This is a genomic window from Amycolatopsis sp. NPDC051128 (genome assembly GCF_040682715.1).
In the GTDB taxonomy this organism is placed as follows: domain Bacteria; phylum Actinomycetota; class Actinomycetes; order Mycobacteriales; family Pseudonocardiaceae; genus Amycolatopsis.
In genome coordinates this window covers 114,294-131,296 of the sequence record NZ_JBFBBN010000012.1, presented here as the reverse complement: position 1 = coordinate 131,296, position 17,003 = coordinate 114,294, and the positions used below count along the sequence as shown (strand labels likewise).

The 17,003-nt window shown below is 71.4% G+C and carries 20 protein-coding genes; 8 read left to right on the top strand and 12 right to left on the bottom strand.

Annotated elements, in window-relative coordinates; all coding sequences use genetic code 11:
- Positions 1-17: 17 nt before the first annotated feature.
- A complete protein-coding gene (locus AB0M82_RS15635) occupies positions 18-1,196 on the top strand; it encodes a histidinol-phosphate transaminase (RefSeq protein ID WP_364721924.1) in 1,179 nt (392 codons plus the stop codon).
- 11 nt (positions 1,197-1,207) lie between these two features.
- On the top strand, positions 1,208-2,134 hold the full coding sequence (locus tag AB0M82_RS15630; protein ID WP_364721922.1) for a phosphotransferase: 927 nt from the start codon (positions 1,208-1,210) through the stop codon (positions 2,132-2,134).
- 21 nt (positions 2,135-2,155) lie between these two features.
- On the opposite strand, the gene AB0M82_RS15625 is transcribed toward AB0M82_RS15630, so the two are convergent.
- Positions 2,156-2,890, bottom strand: coding sequence for a nitroreductase/quinone reductase family protein (locus AB0M82_RS15625; protein ID WP_364721920.1), 735 nt, complete (start codon positions 2,888-2,890; stop codon positions 2,156-2,158).
- A gap of 187 nt (positions 2,891-3,077) precedes the next feature.
- Positions 3,078-3,905 carry a hypothetical protein gene (locus AB0M82_RS15620; RefSeq protein ID WP_364721919.1) on the bottom strand — a complete coding sequence of 276 codons (828 nt, stop codon included), beginning with the start codon at positions 3,903-3,905 and terminating at the stop codon, positions 3,078-3,080.
- 82 nt (positions 3,906-3,987) lie between these two features.
- Here AB0M82_RS15620 and AB0M82_RS15615 point away from each other — a divergent pair, with 82 nt between their 5' ends.
- The gene (locus AB0M82_RS15615; protein ID WP_364721917.1) at positions 3,988-5,511 is read left to right on the top strand and encodes an AMP-binding protein; all 1,524 of its coding nucleotides are present in this window, start codon (positions 3,988-3,990) and stop codon (positions 5,509-5,511) included.
- Positions 5,512-5,545: 34 nt separating this feature from the next.
- Positions 5,546-5,851 (top strand): hypothetical protein, encoded by a 306-nt coding sequence (locus AB0M82_RS15610; protein WP_364721915.1) that lies wholly within the window; start codon positions 5,546-5,548, stop codon positions 5,849-5,851.
- Between the two features lie 15 nt (positions 5,852-5,866).
- Here AB0M82_RS15610 and AB0M82_RS15605 read toward each other — a convergent pair whose 3' ends face one another.
- The 7 genes from AB0M82_RS15605 to AB0M82_RS15575 form a co-directional block, all read right to left on the bottom strand.
- Entirely contained in the window at positions 5,867-6,412 is a 546-nt protein-coding gene (locus AB0M82_RS15605) for a dihydrofolate reductase family protein (RefSeq protein ID WP_364721913.1), read from the bottom strand.
- A 43-nt stretch (positions 6,413-6,455) separates the two neighbouring features.
- The gene (locus AB0M82_RS15600) at positions 6,456-8,768 is read right to left on the bottom strand and encodes a molybdopterin-dependent oxidoreductase (protein WP_364721911.1); all 2,313 of its coding nucleotides are present in this window, start codon (positions 8,766-8,768) and stop codon (positions 6,456-6,458) included.
- Positions 8,769-8,778: 10 nt separating this feature from the next.
- A complete protein-coding gene (locus AB0M82_RS15595) occupies positions 8,779-9,804 on the bottom strand; it encodes an LLM class flavin-dependent oxidoreductase (protein ID WP_364721909.1) in 1,026 nt (341 codons plus the stop codon).
- Complete coding sequence (locus AB0M82_RS15590) at positions 9,801-10,292, bottom strand: SRPBCC family protein (RefSeq protein WP_364722031.1); 492 nt, start codon at positions 10,290-10,292, stop codon at positions 9,801-9,803. The genes AB0M82_RS15595 and AB0M82_RS15590 overlap by 4 nt, the downstream gene beginning before the upstream one ends.
- A gap of 69 nt (positions 10,293-10,361) precedes the next feature.
- Positions 10,362-10,865, bottom strand: a complete 504-nt coding sequence (locus tag AB0M82_RS15585) for a helix-turn-helix domain-containing protein (RefSeq protein WP_364721907.1) — start codon at positions 10,863-10,865, stop codon at positions 10,362-10,364.
- A gap of 32 nt (positions 10,866-10,897) precedes the next feature.
- On the bottom strand, positions 10,898-11,473 hold the full coding sequence (locus tag AB0M82_RS15580) for a GNAT family N-acetyltransferase (protein ID WP_364721905.1): 576 nt from the start codon (positions 11,471-11,473) through the stop codon (positions 10,898-10,900).
- 9 nt (positions 11,474-11,482) lie between these two features.
- Complete coding sequence (locus AB0M82_RS15575) at positions 11,483-11,863, bottom strand: cupin domain-containing protein (RefSeq protein ID WP_364721903.1); 381 nt, start codon at positions 11,861-11,863, stop codon at positions 11,483-11,485.
- Between the two features lie 52 nt (positions 11,864-11,915).
- Between AB0M82_RS15575 and AB0M82_RS15570 the strand changes: the two genes are divergently transcribed.
- Positions 11,916-12,881 carry a helix-turn-helix domain-containing protein gene (locus AB0M82_RS15570; RefSeq protein WP_364721901.1) on the top strand — a complete coding sequence of 322 codons (966 nt, stop codon included), beginning with the start codon at positions 11,916-11,918 and terminating at the stop codon, positions 12,879-12,881.
- Here AB0M82_RS15570 and AB0M82_RS15565 read toward each other — a convergent pair.
- On the bottom strand, positions 12,838-13,455 hold the full coding sequence (locus AB0M82_RS15565) for a TetR/AcrR family transcriptional regulator (RefSeq protein WP_364721899.1): 618 nt from the start codon (positions 13,453-13,455) through the stop codon (positions 12,838-12,840). The genes AB0M82_RS15570 and AB0M82_RS15565 overlap by 44 nt on opposite strands.
- 64 nt (positions 13,456-13,519) lie before the next feature.
- Here AB0M82_RS15565 and AB0M82_RS15560 point away from each other — a divergent pair, with 64 nt between their 5' ends.
- The 3 genes from AB0M82_RS15560 (at position 13,520) to AB0M82_RS15550 (ending at position 15,614) form a co-directional block, all read left to right on the top strand.
- Positions 13,520-13,990, top strand: coding sequence for a GNAT family N-acetyltransferase (locus AB0M82_RS15560; RefSeq protein WP_364721897.1), 471 nt, complete (start codon positions 13,520-13,522; stop codon positions 13,988-13,990).
- A gap of 121 nt (positions 13,991-14,111) precedes the next feature.
- Complete coding sequence (locus tag AB0M82_RS15555; RefSeq protein ID WP_364721895.1) at positions 14,112-15,008, top strand: hypothetical protein; 897 nt, start codon at positions 14,112-14,114, stop codon at positions 15,006-15,008.
- Between the two features lie 276 nt (positions 15,009-15,284).
- Positions 15,285-15,614: a hypothetical protein gene (locus tag AB0M82_RS15550; protein ID WP_364721893.1), complete on the top strand. Its 330-nt coding sequence runs from the start codon at positions 15,285-15,287 to the stop codon at positions 15,612-15,614.
- A 30-nt stretch (positions 15,615-15,644) separates the two neighbouring features.
- Here the strand turns inward: AB0M82_RS15550 and AB0M82_RS15545 are convergent, their stop codons facing one another.
- Positions 15,645-16,478: a DMT family transporter gene (locus AB0M82_RS15545; RefSeq protein WP_364721891.1), complete on the bottom strand. Its 834-nt coding sequence runs from the start codon at positions 16,476-16,478 to the stop codon at positions 15,645-15,647.
- The gene (locus tag AB0M82_RS15540; protein WP_364721890.1) at positions 16,475-16,993 is read right to left on the bottom strand and encodes a MarR family transcriptional regulator; all 519 of its coding nucleotides are present in this window, start codon (positions 16,991-16,993) and stop codon (positions 16,475-16,477) included. Before AB0M82_RS15540 ends, AB0M82_RS15545 begins: the two co-directional genes overlap by 4 nt.
- Positions 16,994-17,003: the final 10 nt, after the last annotated feature.

Below are 17,003 nucleotides of genomic sequence, written 5' to 3'. Positions count from 1 at the left end.
CACGCGTGCGGCACGGTATGACGACCAGAGGCCTTTTCCAGCAGAGCGCGGCCCACAGCCCGTCGTTCTTCTCCGTGGTCAGGGCGATGGGCCAGCACGCGGACGACCTCGCGGACTTCTGCATTCCCTGCAACCCGTACTTCCCGACCGACGAGATGTTCGGCGAGCTGGAGCGGAACCTCCGCACCATCCTCAAGTTCTACCCGAGCGACGCCGGCGCGATCACCGCGCAGCTGGCGAGCGTGCTGCGGCTCAACCCGTCGACGATCTCGCTGGCCAACGGCTCGACCGAGCTGATCACCTGGATCGACCAGTTGCTGATCGACTCGAGCATCGCGGTGCCGATCCCGACGTTCGGCCGCTGGACCGACCAGCCGCTGGAGAGCGGGAAGCGCGTCGACATGTTCCTCCTGCAGGAGGCGAACAACTTCGAGCTGCGCGTGGACGAGTACATCGACTTCATCAAGCGCCGCGGCTCGCGGGTCGCGGTGCTGTGCAACCCGAACAACCCCGACGGCGGGTATCTGCCGCGCCGCGAGGTGATCCGGTTCATGGACGCCCTCGAGGATCTCGACCTGGTCGTGATCGACGAGTCGTTCATCGACTTCGTCGAGGTCGAGATGAACCCGTCGGTGGCCGCCGAAGCCGTCGTGCGGCCGAACGTCATCGTGCTGAAGAGCCTCGGGAAGAACTTCGGGCTGCACGGGATCCGGTTCGGCTACCAGGTTTCGAACCCGGCGCTCACGCGCAAGCTGTCGGCCGCGCTGCCGAAGTGGAACCTGAACTCGCTGGCCGAAACCGTGATCTTCATGCTCGCCGAGCGCCGCGCGGAGTACGAGGACAGCCTGAAGAAGCTCGCGCTCGACCGGTTCATGATGAACTCGCAGCTGGGCCAGTTCCAGGAGCTGACGGTGTTCCCGTCGCAGGCGAACTTCCTGCTCGTCAAGCTGCCCGGCTCGGTCGACGGCGCCGAGCTGTGCGACTACCTGCTCGCCGAACACCACCTGCTGGTCCGCCAGTGCGGCAACAAGATCGGCATGACCAGCCAGTTCATGCGCTTCGGGGTGCGGCCGGACACCGAGGTCGAGCGGCTGGTCGAGGGGCTGCGCGGAGTCGAGCGGCTGGGCGGTGGCCGGCACTCGCCACCGATCGAGCTGGTTTCACACGCCCGCGAGCCGGAACGGTCGATCAGCTGAGCACCTGGGCGATGGCCGACTTCGCGGCGAACAACCGGCCGTTCGCCGAACTCGACCCCTCGGGCCGCACACGACGCCTGCGCCGGCTCGCCGAAGCGGCCCTCACCGCCTACGACGTGCCGGTGGCCCGGCTGACGCCGCTGGCGCGCGGGCTCAACACGACGTTCCGCGTCGACGGCGCGGACGGCCACCGGTACGTGCTGCGGGTGCAGCGGCCGGACGGGCCGGGCGTCGCGCGGGTGCGGTCCGAGATGGCCTGGCTCGCCGCGCTGCGCCGCGAAACCGACCTCGTCGTCCCGCAACCGGTGCCGACGCGCCGGCGGGACCTGGCCACCGTGGTCGCCGACCCGGCGGTGCCCGAACCACGCACCTGCGTGCTCTGCCACTGGGTCGAGGGCCGGTTCGTCGACGAACGGCTCAGCGCGCCGCAGCTGTACGCGGTGGGCGAGTTCACCGCCCGCCTGCACCTGCACGGCGCGCGGATGAACGGGCTCGACCGCGGCCGGGTCGACGACCTCACCGAGTTCGGCCGCTCGCAGGTGGACGGCTTCTCCCCGGCGGTCGTCGACCGCGCGGTGGCGCGGGCCGGCGGCGACGAACGGGTCCGCGCCGCGGTGGCCCGCGCCCGCGCCGTGCGGGCCGAGCTGGGGTGCGGCGCCGACGTCTTCGGGCTGGTGCACGGCGATCTGCACCAGGAGAACTACCTGTTCCACCGGGGCCGGGTGCGGGCGATCGACTTCGACGACTGCGGGTTCGGCCACTACGCCTACGACCTCGCGGTCACCATCAGCGGGCTCGCGCGCCTCCCGCAGCGGGAAGAACTGCGGGAGGCGCTGCTCGACGGCTACCGGTCGGTGCGCCCGGGCGCGGCCGAAACCGACCCGGCGGTCCTCGACACCTTCGTCGAGCTACGCCGGGTCCAGCAGCGGCTGCGTTGACTCGCCGAGATCCCGCGGTGCTCAGCCGACGTCGGGTGCGGGCATCAGGGCGTTCAGCGCCTTGACCACCGCCTGCTCCTCGTAGGAGAAGTGACCCTCCAACAAGGACGCCAGCCGGTCGAATTCCGTGCGCAGCCTGGCCGGATCGCCTTCCTCTTCGACGAGCCGCTGGATCTCCTCCTGCATCCGCGCGACGACGACGTGCTCCTCGCCCAGTTTCGTCAACGTGGGCGCGAGCGCCGGGAACCGCGCGGCCAGCTGCGGGAAGATCGCCATGTCTTCCCCGGTGTGGTGCCGCGTGAGCGCCGTGCAGAAACCCAGGCACCGGCTGCGGAACTCGAGGGAGCCACCGGCGTCCAGCCGGCCCCGCAGTTCCTTCAGCTCGGTGCGCATCCAGTCGTGCACTTCGGTGAGCCAGTCGCCCATCCGGCGCACGCGGTCGAGCCGGTGCAGCTCGACGACGGGCAGGATCCGGGTCGTTCGCGCCTGGTACTGCGCGAACCCCGGCTCCCGCTCGACGATCTTGGCGAACAACGCGTCGCGGTCGGGCGCGATCGCGGCCATCGCCTCGAACGTCTCGTCTTCCGTTTCCACGGTGACCAAAGGGTTGTGGCGGATGTTGTGGTACCACGCGGGGTGCTTAGGCGAGCCCATCGCCGACGCGACGACGACCAGACGGCCGTCGATGTCCAAGACTCCCAAGGTAACCCGGTGCTGCCGGCCCGTACGGGCGCCGGTGGTGGTGAGCAGGATCAAGCTCTGTGGTCCTTTCCGATGAAGTGATCACCGGAGGCCGTGAGCCGACACGGAGGAGGGCACACTTCCGCCTGGGAATGGGAAAGTGAATGCGAGAGACACCGACGTGTCGATCTCAAGGGGGCTGAGTAGCCACTACCTCCGTGCGTAGGCCCATCCGGGGCGCATCCGCACAGTAGCACAGGATTCAGCGGGCGGCGTCGGCGGCTTTCTCCGCTTCGACGGCGGCCGCGTCGGCTTGTTCGTAGGTCTCCTTGGCCTTCTCGAACTCCGCCGTCGCGCGCTCGGCGCGTTCCTCGGCCTCGGCGAGGCGGGCGCGCAGGTCTTCTACGCGGGCGTTCGCCTGCTCGGCCGCGCGTTCGGTGCGCACCAGGTCGCGCTCGGCCACCGCGCGCTCCTTGGCCAGTTCGGCGGCTTGCTTGCGCAGGCGTTCGCGTTCCGCGCGGGCCTTCGCCCGCTCCTCTTCTTCGCGCCGGTGGTCGCGCTTCGGCTTCGCCGGCTCGGCCTTGTCCACCAGCTTCGCCGGCCGCTTGCCGGTCGACGGCGGGACGCTCGCGGCGAGGGTGAACCACTGGTCGGCGTCCTGGTGCGCCACCGAGGTCAGCCGGCCGGCGAGCGCGAGCGCCGCCGCGCCCGGATCGGCCGCGACGGCTTCCAGGGTCGCCTCCACCTCGCGGGAAACGGTGTCGCTCATCGAGGGCAGCTCGTGGACGATTCGCCGGACCAGTTCGCCGCGGCGCCGGGTCAGCGCCCGCAGGTCGTCACCGGCCAGCCGGGTGTGCGCGTCCCGCAGCTCGTCACCCAGCTCCGCCAGCTCGCGCAGCTCGTCCGGATCGTCCCTGGCCAGGCGGTTGACGATCGCCGCCGCCGTGGTCGGCTTCCGCAGGTCGCGGATCCGGGCCGCGAGCTCGGCGTTCCCCTCGGCCTTCGCGGCCTTCGCCGCCGCGTTGCGCGCGCTGACGAACTCCGCGAGGTCACCCCCGTAGAGCTCGCCGGCCACCGTGTCGAAGTCCATCGTGCTCCAGCGAACCACATCGGACTGGTGAGAGCACCTGCGAACCGTCATCATCAGGTCGGGGACGACGAAGGGAAGGCGCGTGTTCTTCGATCTGAGTGTCCTGGACTTCCTCGATCGTGCGGAAACGGTGTACCCGGACCGCGTGGCGGTGGTCGACGAGCCGAACCAGCCCGCGCCGAGCTGGGGTTCGCTCACCTACCGCGAGGTGGCGCGCCGGGCTCGCGCGCAGGCCGCCAACCTCGACGCGCTGGGCGTGCCACCCGGCGGGCGCGTCGCGATGGTGTCGCACAACTCCGCGCGCCTGCTCGTGTCGTTCTTCGGCGTGTCCGCCTGGGGCCGGATCCTGGTGCCGGTGAACTTCCGGCTCGCCCCGGCCGAGGTCGAGTACATCGTCGAGCACTCCGGCGCGGAGGTGCTGATCGTCGACCCGGAGCTGGAGCACCTCCTCGACACGGTGACGGCGAAGCACGTCTTCGTGCTCGGCCGCGACGACGAGGCGATCTGGGGCGGCGACGGGTCGCCGCGCCCGTGGGACGGCGACGAGTCGGCGACGGCGACCATCAACTACACCTCGGGCACGACCGCGCGGCCGAAGGGCGTGCAGCTCACCCACCGCAACATCTGGCTGAACGCGGCCGTGTTCGGCCTGCACACGACGTTGACCGACAACGACGTCCTGCTGCACACGCTGCCGATGTTCCACTGCAACGGCTGGGGGATGCCGTACGCGGTGACGGGGCTCGGCGGGCGGCACATCGTGCTGCGGAAGGTGGACGGCACCGAGATCCTGCGGCGCATCGCCGACCACGGCGTGACCATCCTCTGCGCGGCGCCCGCGGTGGTCACGGCGGCGTTGGACGGCGCGGCGACCTGGGACGGCGAGATCCCCGGCCGCGACCGCGTCCGGATCGTCGTGGCCGGCGCGCCGCCGCCGACGCGCACGATCGAGCGGGTCCGGGCCGAACTGGGCTGGGAGTTCATCCAGATCTACGGACTCACCGAGACCGCGCCGCTGCTGACGGTCAACCGGATGCGCAGCGAATGGGCGGACCTCGACCCGCACGAGCAGGCCCGCCTGCTGGGCCGCGCGGGCACGCCGGCGCTGGGCGTCCGGATCGCCGTCGACACCGACGGCGAGGTGCTCGCGCGGTCGAACCACAACCTCGACGGCTATTGGGAGAACCCCGCGGAGACCGAGCGGGTGCAGGAGGGCAACTGGTTCCACACCGGCGACGGCGGTTCGTTCTCCGAGGGATACCTGACGATCGCCGACCGCAAGAAGGACGTGATCATCTCGGGCGGCGAGAACGTGTCGTCGATCGAGGTGGAGGACGCGCTGAACTCGCACCCGGCGGTGCGGGAGGTCGCGGTGATCGGCATCCCGGACGAGAAGTGGGGAGAGCTGGTGACGGCGCTGGTCGTGGTGGAAGCGGACGTCACGGCCGACGAGCTGATCCAGCACTGCCGGGAGTATCTGGCGGGGTACAAGTGCCCGAAGCGGATAGAGTTCCTGGATGAGCTTCCCCGGACGGCCACGGGCAAGATCCAGAAGTTCAAGCTCCGGGAGCCGTACTGGAAAGGGCAGTCAAGGCAGGTCAACTGAGCTGCGGTTCTTCTTCGACGCGGGTTCGGGCACGGTGCTGTGGACGGGGGCCGAAGGTCCGGCCGACCTGGACCGGCTGCCGATCAGCCCTTCGCTGCGCGCGGAGCTGGACGGCCTCGCGGCGCAGTACGACGAGTCGATGAACTGGGACTACCCGCCGGATCCGGGACCGTGGCGGGAAGCGCGGTGCGCGCGGTTCAACGCCGACGTCCGGGCCGTGCTGGCCCGGCTGCGCGCCGAGCTGGGACCGGGGTGGGAGGTCGAGGACAGGTTTCTCGAGCAGCACGAAGATCCCGACCTGGACCGCTATCTCGCTGACCCGAAGGGATTCAAGCGCTAGTGTACGACGGCGTGATCACGCCGGCACGTAGGTCAGCTGGACGACACCGTTGCCGAACGTGGCGGACTTCTTGAGCACCAGCGGGAAACTAGCGCCCTCCTCGGGGAACAGGCGCTTCCCGTGGCCCACGACGATCGGGTACAGCAGCAGGTTCAGCTCGTCGACCAGGCCTTCGGCCAGCAGCCAGCGCACCGCCGTGGTGCTGCCGCTCGTCATGATGTCGCCACCGGGCTCGGCCTTCAGGGCCCGGACGGCCTCGGCCGGGTCGCCGGTCAGCAGCGTCGAGTTGTTCCAGGTGACCTCCGACAACGTCGACGACAGCACGTACTTGCGCGCGTTGTTCATGAACGCGGCGCCTTCGTCGTCCTCGACGGTCCGGCCGGGCCATGCCTCGGCGAACCCTTCGTAGGTGACGCGCCCGAGCAGCATCGCGTCGGCCGCCGCCATTCCGCTGCCGACGGCCTGACCGATTTCGTCGTTCCAGTACCGCAATGACCACTTGTCGGGCGCTTCGACCACGCCGTCGAGCGAGATGAACAGGTTCGAGACGATCTTGCGCATGGGCACCCTTCGGTAGGCGTCCCACTATAAACCCGGCGAAACGCTATGACCGTCCACTTGCGACGGCCTCGCGCACGCGCGCGCTGTCCGCCTCCGCCCGCGCCCGCTCGTCCTCCGTCGCGGGTTCCAGGCGCGCCGGGACGTCCTTGTGGTGCGGGGTGCCCGCGATCGGGTCGCGGTCCAGCGCGTCCGTCAGCAGGTTGATCCGCGGGCCGCTGACGACCCGGCGGCCGCCGGCGTCCGGGTGCGCCATGCCGTAGCCGTGCGGCAGGGCGAGCTGGCCCGGCCGGAGCCCGGGGTCCGCCTCGGCGCGGACGACCACCCGCCCGGCCGGCGTCACGACGGCGACCCAGTCACCCGGCGCGGCGCCGATCGAAGCGAGCTCTTCGGGACGCGCGCGCAGGGCGCCGTCCGGATCGGTGCGGCGCCAGCGCGGGTCGCGCAGGATCTGGTTCGCGTTGTGCGCCCGGCGCTGCCCGTTGAGCAGGGAGAACGGGAACGCCGGATCGGGACGTTCGGCGGCCGGGTCCAGGGAAACCAGCCAGTCGAGCAGTTCCGGCACCGCCAGCCGGACTCGCGAGCGGCGCAGCAGGCTCCACACCTCGTCCTGCTCGTGGGCCGAGAACGGTGTCGGACCGGCCAGAATCCGCGAGAACAGCTCCTCCCCGAGCCGCGACCCGGTGGCGTCGCTGCCCAGCGCGCGCTGCACCGGCACGGTCATCGACTTCGCCGCCCGGTGACACCCCACCCACAGCGGCGCGATCGACGCCGCGCCGTCGGGAAGTGACGCGCCCAGCGTGCGGTAGAGCAGCACCGGCAGGATCGCCGCCCGCTCCGGCATCGCCTGGACCAGCGCCGCGATCCCGGACCGCAGCTCCGCACGCGGGCCGGCGGCCAGCGAAGCGAGGACGTCGGACGCGGGCAGCACGCCGAGCGCGTCGAACAGCCTCGTGTAGATCTCGGCCTCGACGAGCGTGCCCGGCAGCGGGTCCAGCAACGGCCGCCGCAGCTGGAAGTAGTTCGTGGGCCACTCGAAAGTGAAGAGCGTGAACTCCCACTTCTCGTGCTGGGACGCCGCGGGCAGCACGTAGTCCGCCAGTGCGGCCGTTTCGGTGAAGGCGACGTCGACGACCACCGACAGCTCGGCCGCCCGCAGCGCCCGTTCGACGTCCCGCGTGCCCGCGAAGGTGTTCGCCGGGTTCGACGACTCCACCCAGACCGCGCGGACCCGGTTCGGATGGTCGGTGAGGATCTCCTCCGCCAGGGTGTTCGCCGGCAGCAGGCCACCGATGTACTCGAACCCGGTGACCTCGGAGCGCTGCCCGGTCGTCGACCCCCACAGCGGCAGCAGCCACGAGTGCAGGTTGTTCGTGCCGCGGCGGCCGAAGTGCCCGGTGAGCAGGTAGAGCAGCTTTTCGAGGTAGCTGTTGAGCGTCGAGTGCCGGCCCTGCTGGATGCCCAGCTCGACGCGCACGGTCATCGCGCTCGCCGCCAAAATGAAGTCGACCGCCCGCTCGACGTCCACACGGGACACTCCGGTGTGCGCGATCCAGGCGTCCACCGGGACTTTCGCCAGCACCGCGGCGACCTCGTCGAACCCTTCGGCACGGGCGGCCAGGAAGTCCGCGTCCTCGCCGCCGCGCGCCAAGATCAGCGCCAGCATCGCGCCCAGCAGGTAGGCGTCGGTGCCCGGGCGCAGCGGGAGGTGCAGGTCGGCGATCTCCGCGGTTTCGGTGCGCCGCGGGTCGATCACGATCAGCTTGCGCGCGGGGTCGTTCTTGATCGTGTTGAGCGTGTGGCGGGCGTTGGTGAACCCGTGGGCCTGCCAGGGGTTGCAGCCGAGCACGACCAGCAGGTCGCAGTGTTCGACGTCCTCGGCGGTGTGCACGGTCGTCGAGCCGAACAGCTGCCCGTTGACCCAGAAGTCGCCGGTCTTCTCCTGCGACAGCGCGTTGAAGTGGCGCGTCGAGTTCATCCACTTCAGCAGCGACGCGCCGTACGCGCCGCCGGAGTGGTTGCCCTGGCCACCGCCGCCGACGTAGGCGAACGAGCCGGGCCGGCCGGCTTCGGTGTCGGCGTCCCGGATCGCGCGCAGTTTCCCGGCGATCTCGGTGAGCGCGGTGTCCCAGCCGATCGGCTCGTGCGTGCCGTCGGGCCGACGGCGCAGCGGCGTCGTCAGCCGGTCTTCGTGGTCGCCGTACCAGGTCAGCCGCTGCGCCTTCTGGCAGAGATAGCCGCCCGAGCGCGGATGCGCCTTGTCACCGCGGACCCGGGTGATCTGCCGCCCCTCGAGCCGCACTTCCAGCCCGCAGTTGAGGTAGCAGAGGCTGCACGCGGTGCGCTGCCACTCGCCCATGGCGTTCCCTTCACAACAGGTCGAGGGCGCGCCCCAAAGTCGTGAGGCGCGCTTCGAGCGTTTCGCCGGCCGGGTACAGCCGGACGGTGTCGATCCCGGTGTCGCGCCAGACGCGCAGCCGTTCGCGCACCATCTCCTCGGTGCCGATCAACGTCGTGCCGAGCACCATCTCGTCGGTGACGAGCGCGGCCGCGCCGTCGCGGTCGCCGGCCTGCCAGCGCTCGCGGACCTCGGCCGCGACGTCGGCCCAGCCCTGACGGCTGTAGGCGTTGTTGTAGAAGTTCGTGGTGGCCGAGCCCATCCCGCCGAGGCTGAAGGCGAGCTCCTTCTTGCGGCTGCCCACCAGGACGCGCAGTTCGTCTTCGTTGTCCGCGAAGGCGACTTCGGCGCCCTGGCAGACGTCGATGTCCTTCCGCGTCCGCCCCGACTTCGCGAGCCCGGCGTCGAGGTGGCTGAAGTACGCGTCGGCGCCTTCGGGGACGAAGCTGGTGCCGAGCCAGCCGTCCGCGACCTCGCCGGTGAGCTCCAGCAGCTTCGGCGACAGCGTCGCGAAGTAGATCGGGATGTCCGGGTTCGGCGCGGTCGACAGCCGCATCGGACGGGCCTCGCCGGGCAGGGGCACGTCGAACGCCTTGCCGGAGAACGAAATCTTCTCCCCCGCGAAAGCCTGGCGGATGATCTCGACGGTTTCCCGCATCCGCGTCAGCGGCTTCGCGAACGGAACGCCGTGCAGGCCCTCGATCACCTGCGGCCCGGACGGGCCCAACCCCAGGGAGAACCGGCCGCCGGACAGATCGGCCAGCGTCAACGCGGCCTGCGCGATCGCGACCGGCGTGCGCGTGCCGAGCTGGATGATCCCGGAGCCGAGCCGGATCCGGTCGGTGCGGGCGGCGAGGTAGCCGAGCGCGGACGGCGCGTCCGAGCCCCAGGCTTCGGCGACCCAGCAGACGTCGAGGCCGAGCTTCTCCGCCTCCAGCACGAAGTCCAGCGTCGTGCGTGAGTCCTGGGAGAACTCGACCGTGGTGGCGGTCCTCATCGGCGCTCGATCCGGTCCTTGATCGCGGCGACCGTGCCCGCCATCGCGGCTTCGAACTCGCGCATGCGGACGAAGACGATCTTCTGCTCCTTCTCCGGCATCCGGTCGATGGCGAACGACAACCCGGACCGGCCGGGCCCCATCCGCATCCACTGGCTCAGGCGGGTGCCGCCGTTCTCGGGCTCGAGGGTGAACTTCCAGACCGCGCTCGGCCGGTCCGGGTCCTGCACGGCCCAGGCGAACACGCGCGGCGCCTCGCACTCGACGACGTACGACGTCGTCTCCCACTCGCCGAAGGCGTCGTGCTTGCTGCGGCCGACGAACTTGCGGCCGGCTTCGCACCACTCGACGGACTGCAGTTCCGCGCTCATCTCGGGCATCAGCGAGATGTCCGAAACGACCGGCCAGACGTCCTCGGGCGCGGCGTCGATCCACGTCGAGACCTCGGCGGTCGGCAGGTCGGCGTATCTCGCCCCGGTCCACTCCATCGTGGTCGCGCTCCTCTCGAAGAGGGTTCTGACCACGATAGTTGCGTAGATAGACCTACCCTGTCAACGTCACTCCTGCCGGGCGAAGCGCTCCTCGACGTCCGGGCGCTGCGCCAGCCGGGGCGGGAAGCCGGGGCCGCGGCGCATCCGCGTGTCGTCCGGTGTCATCGGCTCCCCACACCGGGCGCAGGCGATCTCGGCGTGCGTCTCGTGGCCGCAGGCGAGGTGGTGCACGGTGATCGGCGGACCGGCCTCCGTGGCGAGCCACTTGTCGCCCCAGCGCGTCATGGCGAGCAGCACCGGGTAGAAGTCGCGGCCCTTCTCGGTGAGCACGTAGTCGTAGCGCACCGGCTCGGTCTGGTAGGCCACCTTCTCCAGCAACCCCTCGTCGACCAGCCGCTTGAGCCGGTCGGCGAGGGTGTTGCGCGCGATGCCGAGCGCCTGCTGGAACTCGCCGAAGCGGCGCACGCCGTAGAAGGCGTCACGCAGCACCAGCGGGGTCCACCAGTCGCCAAGCAGATCCATGGTGCGCGCGATCGAGCACGGCCACTGCGCGAACGACGTCCGTTTCATGCCGCCGAGAGTACGCCGTTCGGGAAAGAGACTCAGCAGGTCAGCCGCATGACCGCCCGCCGCGCGGTCGGACGGCTGACCTCGGTGAACCCCGCCGCGGCGAAGACCCCGGCCGTGCCGACGAAGAGTTCGCCGGGCCAGGCGAGCTTCTGCCCCGGTTCGACCACCATCGGGTAACCCTCGACCGCCCGGGCGCCGCGATCGCGGGCGAAGTCCGCGGCCGCCTTCGCCAACGCGGTGCTCACCCCGCGGCGCCGGAAGCCCTTGCGGGTGACGAAACACGTCACGGCCCAGACGCCGTCGTCCGCCGGGTCCTCGTCGCGGCCGGCCCAGACCAGCCGGCTGCCGAGAAGGCGCCGGTAGGCGGTGCGCGGCTCGACCGCGCACCAGCCGGCGGGCTCGCCGTCGAGGAAGGCGACGAGCCCGGTCGCCTGATCGGAAGTCTGCTCCCGGAGCCGCTCGGCGCGCTCCTCCGCGGTCCCCGACCGCCACTCGGCAGGGGTGTCCTTGAAGTACTGGCACCGGCAGCGCGCCGGATCCCCGCGCTCGCCGAAGATCGCCTGCAGGTCCGCCCAGGACGCCTGGTCCACGGGTACGACAGTCACCATTCCCCGAAGCTAGACCAGGTGACCGGTCGTGACGTCGACGTGGTCCGGCACTTCGTCGTGCGCGTCGCCGACCGAAAGCGTCCCCGCCGGTTCCACCAGCAGCACGCTCGCGCCCTCCTTGGACGACGGCTTGTGGAAGGTGCCCTTCGGCACGACGAACACCTGCCCGCGCGACAGCGTCACCACCCGCTCCGCCGGATCGCGCAGACCGATCTCGATCTCCCCGTCCAGGACCAGGAAGAACTCGTCGGTGTCGTCGTGGACGTGCCAGACGTGCTCGCCGTCGAACCGGGCGAGGCGGATGTCGTAGTCGTTGACGCGGGTGACGATCCGCGGGCTCCAGGCGGCGTCGAAGCTCGCCAGGACTTCGGTCAGGTCGATCGGGTTCATGCGTTCCAGCATCGACCTGGTGTTTCGCCGGCGCGAGTGCTAGGAATCGCACATGCCGCAAGAATTCTCGCACCGGGTGGTCGCCATCGTCACCGAGGAGTCGAACCCCTTCGAGATGGGGGTCGCCACCGAGCTGTTCGGGCTGCGGCGACCGGAACTCGAGGGGCCCTGGTACGACTTCACGCTTTGCGCGGCGACGCCGTCGGTGCGGATGAACCTCGGCATGTTCACCCTCTCCGCGGTGGCCGGCATCGAAGCCGCGGACGCCGCCGACACGCTGATCGTGCCCGCCCGGCCGAACACGCGGGTGCCGACCACGCCCGCCGTCACCGCCGCGATCCGGCGGGCCGCCGGCCGCGGCGCGCGGTTGGTCAGCTTCTGCACCGGCGCGTTCGCGCTCGCCGAGGCGGGCGTGCTCGACGGCCGGCGGGCGACCACGCACTGGCAGTGGGTCGCGGAGTTCGCCAAGCGGTTTCCGCGGGTCCGCTGGGAACCCGACGTGCTGTTCGTCGACGAGGGCGACGTGCTCACCTCGGCGGGCAGCGCGGCCGCCCTCGACCTCGGGCTGCACCTCATCCGGCGGGACCACGGCGCCGAAGTCGTCAACGCCGTGAGCCGCCGGCTGGTGTTCACCGGGCATCGCGACGGCGGCCAGCGGCAGTTCATCGCCCGCCCGGTGCCCACGGTGCCGGACACGTCGCTCGCGCCGGTCCTCGCGTGGGCGCTCGAGCGGCTGGACACCCCGCTGACCGTCGCCGGCCTCGCCGCGCGCGCCGCGACCAGCCCGGCGACGCTGCACCGGAGGTTCCGCGCGGAACTCGGCACGACGCCGCTGGCGTGGCTGACGACGGAACGCGTGACGCTGGCCTGCCGCCTGATCGAACGCGGCGAACTGCGCCTCGACCGGGTGGCTGAGATCAGTGGTTTCGGCACGGCGGCGAACCTGCGGCTGCAGCTGCGCCGCCACACCGGCCTCAGCCCGAGCGCCTACCGCCGCCGCTTCGGCCCGGCGGCGTGACCTCCGCCAACGCGGCGGCCAGCGCCTCCTGCTGCAGCCGCTCCGGGTAGGCCACCGGGTCGGCCGCGGCCAGGACGTTCATGCCTTCGACCAACGCCACCAGGCTCTTGGTCGTCAGTTCGAGCCGCTCGTCCGGCCAGTCCGGACGACACGCCGCGACCAGCCGCCGGATCCGGGCCAGGAACGAGTGGTTCGCCGCGCGGTGGCGTTCGGCGAGGTCGTCGTCGGCCAGTGCCGCGGCCAGGAACCCGACCCAGACCCGGGACTCCTCGTGGTGGCCGTGCGGCAGGTCGATCGCCTGGCCGAGCACCGCCTCCAGGGCGCCGAAAGCGTCGCGGCTCGCGGCTTCGGCGGCGTCGGCCCGGACGGCGGTGCGCTCGTAGAGCAGGTCGCGCGCGTGCAGCAGCAGTGCCTTCTTGGTCGGGAACGCGTGCATCACCAGGCCGGTCGTGCAACCGGCGCGCTCGGCGACCGCCCGCAAGGTCAGCCCCGGCAGGCCGCTGCCGGCGAGCACCTGCCAGGTCGCGTTCGACAGCAGGTCCCGCTGCGCCCGCACATCACGCTGCTTCGGCATCACGCCTCCTTCCCGGGAAGCGTAACAGCTGCTACGGTAACGCTTGTTACGGAAAGGAGTGCCCGTGGCCACCGACCACCGCACGATCGAGATCACGGCCGTGAGCTGGGACGATCCCGCCGCCGTCCGGCTGCGCGCGGCCCAGCGCACCGAGCTCGACGCCCGCTACGGCACCGACGACCACGAGCCCGGCGCGCTCCCGACCGCCGAGACCGTCGCGGTGTTCCTCGTGGCACGGGACGGGTCCGGCACCGCCGTCGGCTGCGGGGGACTCCGGCCGCTCGGCCCGGGTTCGGGCGAGATCAAGCGCATGTACGTCGAGCCGGCGGCCCGCGGCACCGGCGTCGCGGCCGCCCTGCTGCGCGCGCTGGAAGAGCACGCGCGCGGCCTCGGCGTCACCCGGCTGCTGCTGGAGACCGGCGCCGGGCAGCCGGACGCGATCCGCTTCTACCAGCGAGAAGGCTACGAACCGACCGAGGCCTACGGGCCCTACGTCGGCGAACCGGTGTCGCGCTGCTTCGCCCGCGACCTGTGATCAGGTTTCCGATGGCCACCCCAACCTGAGCTATTGGTGACCGGGGGCCCACCGGGCCTACCGTCGAAGGCACGGCGATCTGGGGTTCATTTCGCCGTTCCCGACCAAGACGGAGTTCCTTTTGCGCATCAAGCAGATCGGCGTCGCGCTGGCCGCGGCCGCCGTCTTCGCCCTCCCCGCCGCGCCCGCACAGGCGGCGCCGAGGATCGTTCCTCTCGACCTCGCCGCCGGGCAGCAGCCGGAGAACATCGCCCTGGAGCCGGACGGCTCGGCCGACCTGACCTTCGCCTGGACCGGTGAGATCGGCCAGGTCACGCCCGGCGGCCAGGTGAGCATCCTCGCCAGGATTCCGGCGCCCGCCGACGGCGACGTTCCGGTGGTGCACCGGAAGCTGTTCCTCGGCGGCATCGTGCGGGCCCCCGGCGGCGACCTGTACGTCGCCGTTTCGACCGGCACCGCGGCGACCGGCCTCTACCGGGTACGGCCGGGTGCGGCGCCGGTCAAGGTGGCCGCGCTCCCGCCGTCCGGCTTCCAGAACGGCGTCGCCCGCGACCCGTTCTCCGGCGACCTCTTCGTCGCCGACTCGTTCGGTTCGGCGGTCTGGCGCGTCTCGCCCCGCAGCGGACGGGTCACCGCCTTCGCGACCGGTGAGCTGCTCGCCCCGGTGAGCGGCTTCGGCGCCAACGGCGTCAAGGTCCACGACGGCGCGGTCTGGGTGTCCAACCTGGACCGCGGCACGCTGGTCCGGTTCCCGCTCACCGGCGCACCCGGCCGGGTCGTCGCGACGGACCTCGGGCCGGTCGACGACTTCGCCTTCCACGGCGGCACCGTCGTCGCGGCGATCAACCAGGAGAACCGGGTCGTCACGGTCGGCCGCGACGGCACCAGGACCATTCTGTCCACATCGGACGGTCTGGCCAATCCGACGTCGGTCGCCGTCCGCGGTGACGACCTGTACGTCACCGACGGCGCGTACTTCGGCGGTTCCCCCAACCTGCTGCGCACGCACCTGCGATGAAAGTTTCAGGGAAACCGCTTTCTTGATCGGCACGTGCATTCGCACGCGAATGGTGCACGCGCTTTCTCCGCGACCGTCGCCGTCCTCTGAACGGTTGCTACCGGTCAATTCCGCCGGTATGTTGGCGACGCCCCAGGTGCTCGATCATCGGTCGTCGGGGTTCGTGCTGCTCGGCGGGACTGGGGAAGGCCCTGCCGAGATAGCGCTTTCCGGCTGGTATGGGTCGCCGCCGGAGTGCAGGAGGGAAGCAGTGCCTTGGTGTTCCGGGGAACGGTCATGGCCGACCGCGTGACGGAGCCGTACCTGGTCGGGCTCGAAGCCATCGCGGGCGAGCTGTCGCGCGGCAAGTGGTGCGTCTACCTGCACGAATGGCTCGGCGACGAATACGATCTCCCCACCTGGCAGGGTCAGGTGGCCGAGCACGCCGAACGGTCCGGCGTCGAGGTGTGCTTCGTCGAGATCGCGCGCAAGGACATGACGCTGGTGGCCAACATGCGCGCGTTGCCCACCTTCGAGCAGGCCATCGAGTCCGTGACGGCACTGGAGCACTACCGGGAAATGGCCGCCGGACGCCGGTGGCGCGGCGCCGCCGTCCGGCTGCGCTGATCAGCCTAGGGCTGATCAGCCGAGTGCTGATCAGCCCAGTGACAGGAGCGCGATCGCCGCACCCGCGCCGAGCAGCCCGGCCACCTGCGTCCGGCTCAGCCGTTCGCGCAGGAAGACCAGCGCCAGCACCACCGGCACCACGGGGTAGAGCGCGGCGAGCACCGTCGCGATCGCGAGCAGCTGGTGCTGCGCGGCGAGCAGGTAGAGCACGATCGCCGCGCTGCCGCACGCTCCGGCGAACGCGGACGGCCCGAACAGCCGGGGCGGCAGCCGCCACGGCGCCCGCGTCGCCGCGACCAGGCCCGCGATGGCGACGACGGACACCGCGCGGCTGAGCACCACCGGCCAGAACCCCGCCTCGGCCGGGATCCGCGACAGCGCGACGAACTGCGCGGCGAAGCCGAGGCCGGCGACGAAGGCGTCCGGGATGCCCGCCGCCGTCCGGCCCGCCCCCCGCGAGCGGGAGACCAGCCAGAGCGCCGGGACCGCGCAGCAGACGCCGGCCAGCGCGGCGGGCGAAAGCCGTTGCCCCAACAGGAGGAGTCCGAAGAGGACCGGAAGGACCACCGCGGCGACGTCGCTCGCGGGCACGACCAGGCTCATCGGCCCCTTGCCCAGCGCGCGGTAGAGGAACGCGACGCCCACCCCGGTGCCCGCGCCGGACAGCGCGCCCCAGCCGAGCGCCGCCGCGGTGGGCGTGCCGGAGCCGGCGAACGCGGCGAACGGGACGGTCACCACCGTGCCGGCGACCTGGGCGTACAGCGACACGGTCATGCCCGGCGCCCGGCGGGACACCACCCCGCTGACGAAGTGCGTGACCCCGAAGCAGAGGGCCGAAACGAGCGCGAGGACGTTGCCCATCATGACCTCCCGAGTTCGCGTTGGGCCTGCCCGACCGGACAGATCCGTTCTCGCGCGACGCAGCCGGCGCGATCGCAGAGCCGGCACATCAGGTCGCCCGAGCGGACGTCGGCGTGGAGGCCGCGCAGCAGCTGCTCCAGCAGCGGTTCGAGCGCGGACCGGTCCGGCACCGTCCGCAGGGCGCCGACCAGCACGTCCTGGCGCGCCCGGAGGGAACGGGCCGCGGCGGCCCGCCCGGCCCGCGTGAGCACGACGGCGACCGCGCGGCCGGTCTTGTCCTGCCGCCGCACGAGGCCGCGAGCCTCGAGCTGGTCGAGCATGCGGGCACAGGCCGGCTGGCTGAGCCCGATCCGGTGGGCCAGCTCGGTGCCGCCGAGCCCGGGGAACTCGGTGAGCGTGACGAGCGCGGCGGTGCCGCTCAGGCTGACTCCGGCCGCCGCCGCGGCGGCGCCCGTCATCCGGTCGGACAGGTTCAGCACCGCCGCGCCGAGCAGGTTCGCCAGCCGCGTTTCATGCATTACTCATGCA

Bases quoted from the DNA above. Each gene is read 5' to 3' on its own strand.
- AB0M82_RS15550 (WP_364721893.1), top strand. From the start codon at position 15,285: ATGGCCGACCGCGTGACGGAGCCGTACCTGGTCGGGCTCGAAGCCATC.
- AB0M82_RS15590 (WP_364722031.1), bottom strand. From the start codon at position 10,292: ATGGAGTGGACCGGGGCGAGATACGCCGACCTGCCGACCGCCGAGGTC.
- AB0M82_RS15620 (WP_364721919.1), bottom strand. From the start codon at position 3,905: ATGGACTTCGACACGGTGGCCGGCGAGCTCTACGGGGGTGACCTCGCG.
- AB0M82_RS15595 (WP_364721909.1), bottom strand. From the start codon at position 9,804: ATGAGGACCGCCACCACGGTCGAGTTCTCCCAGGACTCACGCACGACG.
- AB0M82_RS15540 (WP_364721890.1), bottom strand. From the start codon at position 16,993: ATGCATGAAACGCGGCTGGCGAACCTGCTCGGCGCGGCGGTGCTGAAC.
- AB0M82_RS15600 (WP_364721911.1), bottom strand. From the start codon at position 8,768: ATGGGCGAGTGGCAGCGCACCGCGTGCAGCCTCTGCTACCTCAACTGC.
- AB0M82_RS15630 (WP_364721922.1), top strand. From the start codon at position 1,208: ATGGCCGACTTCGCGGCGAACAACCGGCCGTTCGCCGAACTCGACCCC.
- AB0M82_RS15580 (WP_364721905.1), bottom strand. From the start codon at position 11,473: ATGGTGACTGTCGTACCCGTGGACCAGGCGTCCTGGGCGGACCTGCAG.
- AB0M82_RS15570 (WP_364721901.1), top strand. From the start codon at position 11,916: ATGCCGCAAGAATTCTCGCACCGGGTGGTCGCCATCGTCACCGAGGAG.
- AB0M82_RS15545 (WP_364721891.1), bottom strand. From the start codon at position 16,478: ATGATGGGCAACGTCCTCGCGCTCGTTTCGGCCCTCTGCTTCGGGGTC.
- AB0M82_RS15585 (WP_364721907.1), bottom strand. From the start codon at position 10,865: ATGAAACGGACGTCGTTCGCGCAGTGGCCGTGCTCGATCGCGCGCACC.
- AB0M82_RS15575 (WP_364721903.1), bottom strand. From the start codon at position 11,863: ATGAACCCGATCGACCTGACCGAAGTCCTGGCGAGCTTCGACGCCGCC.
- AB0M82_RS15605 (WP_364721913.1), bottom strand. From the start codon at position 6,412: ATGCGCAAGATCGTCTCGAACCTGTTCATCTCGCTCGACGGCGTGGTC.
- AB0M82_RS15565 (WP_364721899.1), bottom strand. From the start codon at position 13,455: ATGCCGAAGCAGCGTGATGTGCGGGCGCAGCGGGACCTGCTGTCGAAC.
- AB0M82_RS15635 (WP_364721924.1), top strand. From the start codon at position 18: ATGACGACCAGAGGCCTTTTCCAGCAGAGCGCGGCCCACAGCCCGTCG.